Source organism: Antarctobacter heliothermus, from assembly GCF_900188425.1.
GTDB lineage: Bacteria > Pseudomonadota > Alphaproteobacteria > Rhodobacterales > Rhodobacteraceae > Antarctobacter > Antarctobacter heliothermus.
Genome location: NZ_FZON01000048.1, coordinates 1 through 12,895 on the forward strand (window position 1 = coordinate 1; position 12,895 = coordinate 12,895).

At 63.6% G+C, this 12,895-nt stretch carries 10 protein-coding genes; 5 read left to right on the forward strand and 5 right to left on the reverse strand.

Features of this window, described 5'->3' with window-relative positions; genetic code table 11:
* Both CHB90_RS19440 and tsaA read left to right on the forward strand, forming a co-directional pair.
* Positions 1-318: transposase domain-containing protein (locus CHB90_RS19440; RefSeq protein WP_141135833.1), on the forward strand; the 318-nt coding region annotated here is incomplete at its 5' end.
* Between the two features lie 583 nt (positions 319-901).
* Positions 902-1,399: a tRNA (N6-threonylcarbamoyladenosine(37)-N6)-methyltransferase TrmO gene (gene tsaA, locus CHB90_RS19445; protein WP_089279511.1), complete on the forward strand. Its 498-nt coding sequence runs from the start codon at positions 902-904 to the stop codon at positions 1,397-1,399.
* Here the strand turns inward: tsaA and CHB90_RS19450 are convergent.
* Complete coding sequence (locus CHB90_RS19450; RefSeq protein ID WP_089279512.1) at positions 1,391-2,899, reverse strand: malonate--CoA ligase; 1,509 nt, start codon at positions 2,897-2,899, stop codon at positions 1,391-1,393. The genes tsaA and CHB90_RS19450 overlap by 9 nt on opposite strands.
* 57 nt (positions 2,900-2,956) lie before the next feature.
* Entirely contained in the window at positions 2,957-5,527 is a 2,571-nt protein-coding gene (locus CHB90_RS19455; protein WP_170941119.1) for a hybrid sensor histidine kinase/response regulator, read from the reverse strand.
* A 313-nt stretch (positions 5,528-5,840) separates the two neighbouring features.
* On the opposite strand from CHB90_RS19455, the gene CHB90_RS19460 reads away from it, so the two are divergent.
* Complete coding sequence (locus CHB90_RS19460; RefSeq protein ID WP_089279514.1) at positions 5,841-6,443, forward strand: response regulator transcription factor; 603 nt, start codon at positions 5,841-5,843, stop codon at positions 6,441-6,443.
* Between the two features lie 9 nt (positions 6,444-6,452).
* On the opposite strand, the gene CHB90_RS19465 is transcribed toward CHB90_RS19460, so the two are convergent.
* Both CHB90_RS19465 and ileS read right to left on the reverse strand, forming a co-directional pair.
* On the reverse strand, positions 6,453-6,941 hold the full coding sequence (locus CHB90_RS19465) for a histidine phosphatase family protein (protein WP_089279515.1): 489 nt from the start codon (positions 6,939-6,941) through the stop codon (positions 6,453-6,455).
* A gap of 107 nt (positions 6,942-7,048) precedes the next feature.
* Positions 7,049-10,030: an isoleucine--tRNA ligase gene (gene ileS / locus CHB90_RS19470; protein WP_089279516.1), complete on the reverse strand. Its 2,982-nt coding sequence runs from the start codon at positions 10,028-10,030 to the stop codon at positions 7,049-7,051.
* 411 nt (positions 10,031-10,441) lie between these two features.
* Here ileS and CHB90_RS19475 point away from each other — a divergent pair, with 411 nt between their 5' ends.
* Positions 10,442-10,762: a hypothetical protein gene (locus tag CHB90_RS19475; protein ID WP_089279517.1), complete on the forward strand. Its 321-nt coding sequence runs from the start codon at positions 10,442-10,444 to the stop codon at positions 10,760-10,762.
* A gap of 177 nt (positions 10,763-10,939) precedes the next feature.
* Positions 10,940-12,133: an FAD-dependent oxidoreductase gene (locus CHB90_RS19480; RefSeq protein WP_089279518.1), complete on the forward strand. Its 1,194-nt coding sequence runs from the start codon at positions 10,940-10,942 to the stop codon at positions 12,131-12,133.
* On the opposite strand, the gene CHB90_RS19485 is transcribed toward CHB90_RS19480, so the two are convergent.
* Positions 12,119-12,832 (reverse strand): VIT1/CCC1 transporter family protein, encoded by a 714-nt coding sequence (locus CHB90_RS19485; RefSeq protein ID WP_170941120.1) that lies wholly within the window; start codon positions 12,830-12,832, stop codon positions 12,119-12,121. The genes CHB90_RS19480 and CHB90_RS19485 overlap by 15 nt on opposite strands.
* Positions 12,833-12,895: the final 63 nt, after the last annotated feature.

A 12,895-nucleotide genomic window follows, 5' to 3' on the forward strand; every position in this document is an offset into this window, starting at 1 on the left:
AAGCTGGCCGAGGCGATCCGCTACGCGCTCGGCCGCATGCCCAAGGCGCGTCCATACCTCGATAACGGGCTTCTGGAACTGGACAACAACATCTGCGAGCGGTCAATCAGGCCCCTGACTCTCGGCAGGAAAAACTACCTGTTCATGGGTTCGGAAGGTGGCGGCAAGGCCGCGGCTGTCGCCTACACACTCATCGAAACCGCCCGCATGAACAGCGTTAATCCCGAAGCCTGGCTCACCTGGGTTCTCGAACGGATCGCCGATCACAAGATCAACCGCATCGGCGAACTCGCGCCATGGAACTGGACGCCGAAATAGGCGTCAAGCGCTGCGTGGCCGGACGCATACCCTCCAAACCTAAGGTGCAACCAATTTTTCTGGGTCTTACCCAACATGCTTAAATTAACAGAAACGCTCTTCAAAATCGATACTTTTGTGACCTTGAACAGTCGGCGGCATGTTTGGCTTTGCAAAAGCTCGCTTGGAAACCGCTCCAATGCTGTAGTCAACTTGCAAAACATCCGTGCCAGAAACGGACGCTTTTGTCCCTCACTCGACGGTAACCGAACTTCAAGGACTTGCCTCTGCCGGAAACCCACGGCAAAACTCGCAAGGTTTTGACTGGTTTGTGCCCGAAGGTTGATCCCGACAGATGCAATGCCCCGATGAACAGACGATGCCGTCTCGATCCCCACGGTCCAGCCCAATTACATCATCATTTGCGACCGTCCCAAAGGCGCACCTTCCTACCCCTCCCGCATCCCCAAACCCTAACAAACCGTAAATTCGCCTCTGCAACCCATTGAAGACGCGACGTCACCTTGCTGTCCACACGTGGACATCCCTCCCTGCGGCCAAAAACCCAATGGTCCAAATCCAGCCCCAAGGGCACTCTCATCCCATGTCCACATCCATCCACCGAGATCAGCTCCGACCCGGCGAAATCCATGCCGAATTGCCCCCCGCCACCGACGCGGGCCTGCGATTCATCGGCCAGATTCAGACCCCCTTTCAGGTCCGCGCCGATTGCCCCAGACAGGGCGATCCAGACGGCGGCCCCGATTGCCGCCTGATCCTCGACCCCATCTATGCCCCGGCCCTCGAAGGCCTCGACCAGTTCGAATTCATCGAGCTTCTCTACTGGCTGCACGAAGCCCGCCGCGATCTGCTGACCCAAAGCCCCAAGGCGGACGGCCAGACGCGCGGCACCTTTTCCGTCCGCTCGCCACTGCGCCCGAATCCCATCGGCACCTCGATTGTCCGCCTGATCGGGCGCGAGGGCGCAACCCTCACGGTACGCGGCCTCGATTGCCTGACCGGCACGCCCTTGCTGGATATCAAGCCTTACCGCTGTTCCTACGCCGTGCAGGCCCGCGCCAAGCCCGGCGTCTCACCCTGAGAACAGGCCCGCGAAACGCTCGCGCAGCGCCGCCTTTTGCACCTTGCCCATCGTATTGCGCGGCAGCGCGTCGATCAGCTCCATATGGCGCGGATGCTTGAACCGTGCCAGCCGAGCGGACACCTCTGCGCCAACGGCCTCCAGATCCAGCACCTCACCGGGCAGCGGCACCAGCACCGCCACGGGCGTCTCACCAAAATCCGGATGCGGCACGCCAACGACGGCGGATTCCAGAACACCCGGCTGGCCGTCCAGCAGCTCTTCGATCTCTTTGGGGTAGATGTTGAACCCGCCCGAGATGATCAGATCCTTGCCGCGCCCCACGATGGTGACGTAGCCCTCCGTGTCCATCACCGCCAGATCGCCGGTGATGAAGAACCCGTCCGCGCGCAGTTCGGCGGCGGTCTTTTCCGGCATCTGCCAATAGCCCTGAAAGACGTTCGGCCCGCGCACCTCCAACGTGCCGATCTCACCGCGCGGCAGTTCGGTGCCGGTGTCGTCACAGACCTTGGCCTCGACCCCCGGCAGGGGCAGGCCAACGGTCCCCGCGCGGCGGTCACCCTCATAGGGGTTGGAGGTGGACATGTTGGTCTCCGTCATGCCGTATCGTTCAAGGATGCGGTGGCCTGTACGCGCCTCGAATTGCCGATGCGTCTCTGCCAGCAGCGGGGCAGAGCCGGAGATGAACAGCCGCATGGACCGCGCCACGTCGCCTTCAAAGCGCGGGTTGTCCAGCAGCCGGGTGTAAAAGGTCGGCACGCCCATCAGGCTGGTGGCGCGCGGCATCCAGTTGATCAGCGCATCGTCGTCAAGTTTCGGGAAAAACACCATCGACCCGCCCGCCGCGAGGATCACGTTGGTGGCCACAAACAACCCGTGTGTGTGAAAGATCGGCAACGCGTGCAGCAGAACATCGGTATCGGTAAATCGCCACAGATCGACCAGCGTCAGCGCGTTGGACAGCAAGTTGTGTTGGCTCAGCATCGCGCCCTTGGACCGGCCCGTGGTGCCGGACGTGTAGAGAAAGGCGGCCAGATCATTGCTTGTACGCTGTTCCACCGCCGCCACGGTCGGCGCGGCGTCGGCCCGTGTCGACATGCTGCCGCCCTTTGGTCCCAGCGTTTCACATTCCGCGCCAAAACGCGCCGCCTCTGCCGCAAGGGTATCCGCCCGCGACGGGTCGCAGACCAGCAGCCGCGCGCCGGAGTTTTCGACAAAATAGACGACCTCATCTGGCGTATAGCCGGTGTTCAGCGGCAAAAAGATCATGCCCGCTTGAATGCAGCCAAAGATCAGCGCCAGCGCATCGGGGCATTTTTCGACCTGCAGGGCCACCCGGTCCCCCGGCTGCACGCCCAACCCGCGCAGGGCACCGGCAAACTGGGCCACCCGTCCGACAAAACCCGCATAGCTGATGGTGTCCCCGTCGGGCAGGTGCAAAAAGACCTTGTCGCTCTGCGATTGGGGACCAAGCAGCGTGTCGTATAGCGGGTTGGACATGGGGGCTCTCCTGCGGAATTTTCCGTTGTTTAACGCCGCCGGGTTGAAAGGGTAAAGTCATCGGGCCTTTTGCGCCTGTTCCAGCGCCTGCACCTCGACGGACAATGCCGCGCGCGTCGATGTCCAACAGGCGGTCAGATCTTCGAGGCGCGCATTGAGGTTCGTCCTGTGCGTGGACAGGGCTTCGGTGTGGATTGCCTGTAGAAGGGCGGTCAGTTGAACAGCCCCCAGAACCGCAGCGGACCCCGACAGGCGATGCGCTTCGGACGCCAGAGAGGCCAGCCCTTCTCCGCCCGACTGTAGCCACTCTGGCATCGCCCCCAGAAAATCGGACATGTCGCCGACAAAGCGGTCGTGGATATACGTCATGTGGGTACTGGAAAGATGCTGATGCATATCCGCAAGCTGGGACGTGTCGATGTTCGTAGGCGCCTCTGGCCCAGACGCGGGTGGCATCGGTTGTGCCGCCTCTATTGTCATGGCTTGCGTCAAGGCCCTGCGGATCGCATCGAGCGTGAGCGGCTTGATCAGGGCCGCCTGCATCCCTGCCGCAAGGAACGCCTCTTTTTCTTGCGGCAGGGCATGTGCGGTCGTGGCGATGATTGGCGTATTCGCATTAACGCCCGCCCCCGCGCGCAGGGCGCGGGCGACGCTGATGCCGTCCAGTCCGGGCATCGAAATATCCAGCAACACCGCATCGTAGCGGCGCGCAGCCGCACGTTTCAGGGCCAATTCACCGCTGGCGGCTGTCTCGACTTGGTGCCCGTCATGTTCCAGCAGTTCGCGCCCCACGATCCGGTTGATTTCGTTGTCTTCGACCAAAAGGATGTTGCAGGCGGGCGGTGCCTGTGCCGGTTTCACTGGCGCGATTTCTGGAATGGGCAGGTCCGAATGGACCTGTTCCGGGAGGGCCAGCGGCAACCGGAGCCAGAACACACTGCCGTCACCCGGTTCGCTTTCCACGTCCAGTTCGCCGTCAAGCGCAGTGGCCAGACGGCGTGAAATGCCCAGTCCCAATCCGGTGCCAGAGGTGTTGCGCCCATAGGTGCTGTCGATGGTGACAAAATCCTCAAAAATGCGATCAAGGTCCGCCTCTGCGATGCCGATGCCAGTATCGGTCACGCGCAGTTCCACTGCCTCCAGCCCGTTGCTGCAATCGGCCTCTATGGAGATGCGACCGTTCCGGGTGAATTTGATCGCATTGCTCACAAGGTTCAGCAGAACCTGGCGCACTCTGTCCGGATCGCCGTGGACGTGATGCAGTTCCGGGTTTGGTGGCACCAGAACAAGGCTGTTGCCATGCGCCGACGCGTTCTGACGCTGGTTGTCGATGGTCTCTTCGAGCAAGGCAATCAGATCGAACCCGGTCTTGCGCAGGCTCATCTTGCCGGCATCCAGCCGCGAGATGTCCAGAACCTCGTTCACATGGCGCAGCAGCACGCGGCCAGAGTCCTTGACGATACGCAAGTAGCGCTGGTGCCGCGCGTCCAGCGCCGTGTCGTCGACCAGTTCCAGCGTGCCAAGCATCCCGTTCAGTGGGGTGCGCATTTCGTGGCTCATGACGGCCAGCAATTCGGCCTTTTGCTTTTCGCCGGCGATGGCCCGGTCGCGCGCGCGTTTCAGCGCGGCCTCATTGCGGACCCGGTCCGAGATGTCGCGCAGAAAGGCGATAAAGATCTCTCCGTCCGGGCTTTGTGCCTGGGCAAGAGAGACATCAACCGGAAAGATCGTACCGTCGCGTCTTTTGGCCTCCAGACGGACGGTGCCCTTGCCCATGAACCGCAGGCTGCCATCGCGGCGAAAACGGCCCATCCCTTCGCGGTGGGCATCGCGAAAATGGTCAGGGATGATCAGATCCGCCATGTCGGCGCCGATGGCCTCAGCCCGGGAATAGCCAAAGACGCGCTCTGCCGCGCCGTTGTATTCGATGATGCGGCCGATGTCGTCGGACACGACCACGGCATCCAGGGACGTCGACAGAATGGTTTCGATCCGCTCGCGGTTTTCGCGGTTTTCGCGTGCTTCGGCATCGCTTTTGCGGGCCAGCCGGAACAATGCCAGTGACAGAACCGCAAGCATCGCCAACAGGGCGACGGTCAACAGGCCGACGCGGGCCATGCTGCGGCCCAGGCTGTCGCGCTGTGCATAGCCCAGTTCAGAAAAATACTCGACGCCCGCCAGGGTCGCGTCGCGCACGGCGCCACGGGTGGCGCGTGCCTCATCGGCCATACGGGGCAGGGCAGCGCGGAGCGTCGCATCCGGTCCGTCGATCACGGGCAGCCATGCTTCGCGGAACGCCGAGACCTGGCTGATCCGGTCCTGGACATCGCCGACGTCCAGCAAGGCGGCAAACCGGGAACTGTCCTGGATGGTTTGCACACGGCTGTAGAAGACATCATAGCGCAGGCGGACTTCTTCCAGGGTATCCACACCGGCGTTCGCTCGCAGCGCGGCAATTTCCAGCGCCATGAGCTCGACCTCTGTTTGGCCCAGCGTCCATTGCATGTTGTCCGCAGCCGACGTCGCAAGCCTGCGGACCTGCTGGCGCAGATCCAGAACAAGCACGGCGATGGTCACGACGACCAAGAGGACGACCAACACGGCCAGCACGCGGCGCAGGCCGGTCATCCATACAATCAGGGGTCGGATGTTCGGGACGCCCATCACGCAGTTGGCACGGTGGAGGGACTGCCGACGTCAACGGCCAGCGGGAGCATTGGGGTACAGGTCATGTCTGGCGCGCCTTTGCGGGTCCGGGTGCGTGTAGGAAACCGGTCAATGCAGGGTCATGCAAGGGCCATCGGGCGGGGATTCCGCATCACCGGATGCGGGGTTTGGCAATGCTTATTAATTCCTGTATCTAAATATGAAGGGTACAAGGCACCGGGACGGCAGCCCGGACGGAAAAAAACGGCGCGAGGGCGCGATTGGGGCGGACATAATGAGAATTCTTGTGGCGGACGATCATGATCTGGTGCGCGATACTATCGCCGCCTATCTTGACGGGGCCGATGTGGATGAGGTGCGCACCGTGGCCACGTTGCAGGATGCGGTTGCGATGGCAAAGGACAGCGGCAGTTTCGACCTGGTACTTCTGGACTACAACATGCCGGGAATGAACGGCCTCGAAGGGCTGGAACTTATGCGTGCCGCCAATTCCGGCCGTCCGGTGGCGATCCTGTCAGGCAGTGCCACGCGGGATGTGGCCAGCGCGGCACTGAAAGCGGGCGCGCAGGGGTTCATTCCCAAGACGCTGAGCGCGCGGTCGCTGCTGTCGGCGGCGCGGTTCATGGCGGCGGGTGAGATTTATACGCCGATTGACTTCATGAAACCGGGCCGTTCTGACAGGGAAGGCACGTTGACGCGGCGCGAACAAGAAGTGCTGCAGGGCATCTGCGAGGGCAAGGCGAACAAGGAAATCGCCCGCGATCTGGACTTGCAGGAGGTCACGGTCAAGCTGCACGTCAAGACCCTGAGCCGCAAGCTGGAGGCTCGCAACCGGACCCATGCCGCGATGATCGCCCGGGACCGCGGACTGGCTTGACGCCGTTACCTACTCCGGGCCGTAGCGACGGCGTTCAATCGTCACCCGACCCTGAGCGTCGGACCGGATGATGTGCAGATCGCCATAGTCCAGAGGTGACGGCTCGGACAGGTTCAAGTCTTCCCAGATGGTCGCGATGTTGCCCTTGTTGCCGATCCAGATCACCACCGTTCCGGCCCCCCGCTCTGCCAGGGCAGGGGTAGGGTTCTCTTGCGGTAGGCGTTTGACAGGCAGGCCAAGCGCCTGCGCCAGAGGCGCGGCGGTGTCGAGGTTTCGCTTGATCCCGGGGCTGTAGATGTGCGCCACTCCCAGCCCGTCGACCGCATTGACGAGGGCCTGTGCACGGGCGTGGCCCTTGTCGTTGAGGTCTTCGCCATCGCGGTCGGCATGGCGCGTCACGATCAGGGTCGAATTCGGCCCAAGCGCCAGATTGCCGGGGATCAGGGCGCAGGCGGCGGAGACCGAGATCAGCGAAATCAGGAATAGGCGGCGCAGCATCGGCTCCCTCGCATCTTGTTGACCCTAGGGTAACGCGATTCCGGGCGGTCCGGCAATACGGCGCGCAGGCCTGCCCCGGACCAGCCGGGGCAGGTAATGTCTGGCGATCACCCCAGCGCGTCGTTGCAGCGCTTGCAGGTGGCCGGGTGGGCATGGGTGCCCACGTCCGGCAGGATCTTCCAGCAACGTTGGCATTTCTCGCCGTCGGCCTTTTCGAAGACGACGGTGACGCCATCAACCTCTGGCAGGCGGAACGCCTCGGACGGTGCGGGATCACCCGACAGGACGATGTCCGAAGTAATGCAGACGTCCTCAAACGCGACCGATTTCAGAGCGGTGAGCATGTCGGGCGCGCGGACATGCACCACGGGTGCCGCCTCCAGCGAGGCACCGATCACCTTGTCGGTGCGCTGCACCTCCAGCGCGGCGGTCACGGCACGGCGGGCGCGGCGGACCATCTGCCACTTGGCGGACAGCGGCTCATCCAGCCATTCCTTGGGCGTTTCGGGGATGTCCTGCAGGTGGATCGAACTGTCGTCGCCGGGGAACCGTTCCAGCCAGACCTCTTCCATGGTGAAGACAAGGATCGGGGCCAGCCACGTGGTCAGCCGGTGGAACAGCAGGTCCATGACCGTGCGCGCGGCACGGCGGCGCGCGGTGTCGCCGTCACAATACAGCGCGTCCTTGCGGATGTCGAAGTAGAAGGCCGACAGTTCCAACGTGCAGAAGTTGAACAACTGCTGATACACGCCCTGGAAATCATAGGCGGCATAGCCTTCGCGCACCACATGATCCAGTTCCGCCAGACGGTGCAGGATATAGCGTTCCAGCTCCGGCATGTCGGCGGCATCGACGCGCTGATCCTCGGTGAAATGCGTCACCGCGCCCAGCATGTAGCGCAGCGTGTTGCGCATCCGGCGATAGCCGTCGGCGGTGCCTTTCAGGATCTCCGGGCCGATGCGCAGGTCGGCGGTGTAGTCCGCCTGCGCCACCCAGAGCCGCAGGATGTCTGCGCCGTATTGCTTGGTCACGTCGTCCGGCGACACGGTGTTGCCCAGCGACTTGGACATCTTGTTGCCCTTGGCGTCCAGCGTGAAACCATGGGTCAGCACGCCGCGATAAGGCGCGCGGCCCTTGGTGCCGCAGGCCTGCAACATCGACGAATGGAACCAACCGCGGTGCTGGTCGGTGCCTTCGAGGTAGAGATCGGCGATGCCGTCCTCCGCCCCATCCGGGCGGTCGCGCAGGACAAACGCATGAGTGGAGCCTGAGTCAAACCAGACGTCGAGGATGTCGAAGACCTGTTCCCAGTCCTCGGGGTCGTATTCGTTGCCAAGGAAGCGCGCCTTGGCGCCGGGTTTGTACCAGGCGTCGGCGCCCTCAGTCTCGAACGCTTCGTTGATGCGGGCATTCACCGCCGGATCGCGGAGCAGGAAGTCCGCGTCGGTCGGCAGCGCGCCCTTTCTGGTAAAGCATGTCAGCGGCACACCCCATGCGCGCTGGCGCGACAAAACCCAGTCGGGCCGTGCCTCGATCATGGAATACAGCCGGTTGCGTCCGGTTTGCGGGGTCCATTTCACCAGTTGATCGATGCTGGTCAGCGCTCGCTGGCGGATCGTGGTGCCATAGGTGTCCTGCCCGTCGCCGACCTCGCGGTCGATGGCGGCAAACCACTGCGGCGTGTTGCGATAGATCACGGGGGCCTTGGAGCGCCAAGAGTGCGGATAGCTGTGGGTCATGCGCCCACGCGCCAGCAACCCGCCCGCCGCGACCAGTTTGTCTATCACGGCGCTGTTGGCCTTGCCTTCCTTGCCCTTGCGGTCAAAGACCTGCAGTCCGGCGAACAGTGGCACATGCGGCAGGAATTCGGATTCCTCGCCGACGTTGTGCGTCATCCGGTCCATCCAGTTGCGCGCGACAAAGCATTCATAGTCGTCCTGACCATGGCTGGGCGCGGTGTGGACAAAGCCGGTGCCGGCATCGTCGGTGACGTGGTCGCCGTCGATCATCGGAACGTCGTAGTCCCAAAAACCGTCCGCGCCGTCGGTGCCGCGCAGCGGATGGGCGAGGGTCAGGCTGGCCAGTTCATCGGCAGAGACATCGCGCAGGCGCGTCCACTGGCCGTCTTCCAGCCGCGCCTTGGTCAGCACCTCTGCGGCCAATTTGTCGGCCAGCAGGTATGTGTCGCCCACGGTGGCCCAGCATTCGTCGGGTGTGCCGGTGATCTCATAGAGACCATATGAGATGGCCGGATTGTAGGCGACGGCCTTGTTGGACGGGATGGTCCAGGGGGTGGTGGTCCAGATGACGACGCGCGCGGCGTGCAGGTCAGCCGCCAGCAGGGCCTGATCGGCACCGGCATAGTCGTCATCTTCGCCTTCGGGCATCGGCATGTCGCCGCCGCGCACCACGTTGAACATCACCCAGATCGTGTGGCTCTTGTGGTCGTGGTACTCGACCTCCGCCTCGGCCAGCGCGGTCTTTTCAACCGGCGACCACATCACGGGTTTGGACCCCTGGTACAGCGTGCCGTTCATCAGGAACTTTTGAAATTCCTCGGCGATCACGCGTTCAGCGTGAAAATTCATTGTCAGGTAGGGATCGGCCCAGTTGCCGGTCACGCCAAGGCGCTGGAACTCGTCGCGCTGGATGTCGATCCAGCCTTCGGCGAACTTGCGGCATTCCTGACGGAAATCGACGATGTCCACGTCATCCTTGTTCTTGCCCTTTTCGCGGTACTGCTGCTCGATCTTCCATTCGATGGGCAGGCCGTGACAGTCCCAGCCGGGCACATAACGGGCATCGCGGCCCATCATCTGCTGAGAGCGCACGATGAAGTCCTTGAGCACCTTGTTCAGCGCGTGACCGATGTGCAGGTTGCCGTTGGCGTAGGGCGGGCCGTCATGCAGGATAAAGGGCGTGCGGCCCTGTTTTTCGCGCAGGCGGTCATAAACCCCCAGCTTGGCCCAGCGGTCCAGCCAGCCGGGTTCACGTTTGGGCAGGCCCGCGCGCATCGGGAAATCGGTTTTCGGCAGGGACAGGGTGTCTTTGTACTCGGGCAGGGTTGTTTCGGGCGTGTCGGCGCACATTTGTGGCGTCCTCTGGATCAGTCGTGTCAATCAGGATGAAGGGGCGGCGCGTCGTTGCATACGCCTTGTCCCGGCGGCTCGTACTGTCAGAGCGCCGGGCATGTAATTCGGAGGATGATCGCAAAACACCACATCTTGGGCGCCTTATAGAACTGCAGGCGGCGGGCGTCCAGAGGATGCAGCGGCGGGCGGGAACCTGCCGCCAGCACAGCCGTGCCCGGCGGAACAAAGCCGATCTTGCGGCGCGCAAGGTTCTGTCCGCCGGAACCCGCCGAACAGCAAAGCCCAATTCGGCAAGGTAGCACCGAGAGTCCGCCGGTGCGCTCTGCGGGTCTTTATCCAGCGCGTCGAACTGTCACCTTAACCTCATGCGCCGGACAGACCGACGCCTTTGGAGGAAAGGAACGCCAGATGACTTCTCAGGACCCGTACCTGCGCCAGCATGAGGCGCGCTATGCCCCCGACGAATTGACCGACCCGAAGTATGCCAGCACAAGGCGGTCACCGGGTTCGGCGCTTGGCCTTGCCGTTGCGTTGGCGATCGCCGTCGCGATCGTGGCCGTTTTGTCGCTTGGCCCTGCGGCGACGACCGATCCGGTCGACACGCCTGTCGCCGCCGATCCCGACGGCGCACCAGTGCCGATGACCGTCGCACCCGACGCCCCTGTGCAGGACGTCACGCCAGAAGGCGGCGCAGTCCCTGCCGCACCCGATGGTGCGCCTGTCGAGTAAGTCCGCCATCCGGGCGCATCGCCTCCGGGGCCGGTTCTGACCGGCGTCGGGGGCGTTGCAATTTGACGGGTCGCTTTGCGGGCGGTGCGGATCGGTCGCACCGCCTGCGTCGCTGCGTCGCTTGCGCGTCCCCCGCCAAGACGGTTTCCCTTCTCCCGGAGGAAGGGGAGGTCCGCCATGGATATAGCGATTGCCGGGGCCGGTATGGGCGGCCTGGCGGCGGCCACGGCGTTGCGCCAGTCGGGCCACAGCGTCACCGTGTTTGATCAGTTCGACACGCCCGCCCCGGTGGGATCCGGGCTGGTGGTGCAACCTGTCGGGCTGGACGTACTTGACCAGCTGGGCGCGTTGCCGGCAGCGATGGCCTCCGGCAATCGCATTCACCGGATGTTTGGCCATGAGGTGCGGACAGGGCGCCCGGTTCTGGATGTGGCCTATGACGCACCAGGCGATCCGCGCTTTGGCCTTGCGATTCATCGCGCAGCGCTGTTTCAGGCGCTGCATCAGACAGTGCAGGAGGCCGGGGTTCAGATCGAACCGGGCCGTCGTGTCATCGGGCGCGACGGGGCGACGCTGCTGTTCGACGATGGGCGCGAGGGTCCGTTCGACCTGATTGTCGATGCTACGGGCACGGGGTCGCCGCTATCACCGATGCGGGCGCGGTCCTTGGACTATGGCGCGCTCTGGGCGACGGTGGACTGGCCAGAGGGCACGGACCTGCCACGCAATGAGTTGCGTCAGGCCTATCGCCGGGCGGACCGGATGTTGGGGGTTTTGCCAGTGGGGCGCATTCCCGGCCAACCCGGGTTTCGCGCGTCGATCTTCTGGTCGCTCCCGGCGGAGGGATATGAGGACTGGCGCACTGGCGGGTTAAGCGCATGGCAGGCAGAGGCCGTGGCCCACTGGCCCGCCTTTGCGCCGTTCGTGGAGCAGATCACCGGCCCGGACCAGATGACCATGGCGCGCTATACACACGGGACGCTGCGTCGCCCGTTTGAGGACGGTGTTGTGTACATCGGCGACTCCGCGCACCGCGCCAGCCCGCAACTGGGGCAGGGCGCAAACATGGCGTTGCTGGATGCCTGGGCGCTGGCGCGGGCGCTGGACCTTGCACGCGGCGATGTGGCGCTGGCCATGCGTTGGTACGCGCAGGCGCGGCGCTGGCATGTGCGCGGCTATCAGATGATGAGCCGTCTGTTTACACCGCAGTATCAGGGGCATAGCCTTTGGTTGCCGGTCTTGCGGGACCGTGCACTGTACCCGCTGTCGACGGTCCGTCCGGTCCAGCGCATTCTGACCCTGCTGGTCTGCGGCGATCTCTTGCCGCCGCTGGGTTCATTGGCGCATGACCCCCGTTCAGCCGAACATTGAGCCGACATAATAGGCAATCCCAGCCGCCACGCCGCCTATGGCCAAGGTCTCCAGTCCTGACCGCCACCAGGGGGACAGTGACCAGACGCTCTTGACCGATCCGATGGCGAAGAAGGTGATCAGCGTCAGAACGGTCGCCACGGCAAAGCCCTGGGTCATTCCGATCAAAAAGGGCAGCAGCGGCACAAACCCGGCCAGCAGAAAGGCCCCGAACGTCACCAGCGCCGCCCGCATCGGGTGCGGATCGACGGACCCGATGCCGTATTCTCCCTCCAGCATTGTGTCGATCCAGATATCGTGGTTCCGGGAAACCTGTTCGACCGCCTCGTCCAGCGTTGCTCCGGACAGGCCCTTTTGTTCAAGGATTGCACGCAATTCGCGCTTTTCGCCGTCCGGGTGCAGGCGGATGTGCCGCTCTTCGATGCTGCGCAGGCGCAGTTTATTGTCGCGCTCCGCCTTGGTGGCAGAATAGTTGCCTGCGGCCATGGAAAACCCGTCGGCCAGCACGTTGGCCAGCCCCAGTGCCACGATGATGAAGGGCGACAGACCCGCGCCCGCAACCCCGGCCACAATGGCAAAGGTCGTCACCGCGCCGTCGATCGCGCCATAGACCGCATCGCCCAGATCCCCCTTGCCCGGCGGGTTGGCCAGACGGTCTGCAATTTCGTGTTCGGTGTGGCCGTGCTCGGGCAGTTGCATCCGCGTCGTCCTTCGGGGCTGTCGTGCGCCGTGTCGCGCGAGTCCGGGCGTGGGTCAAGCGCG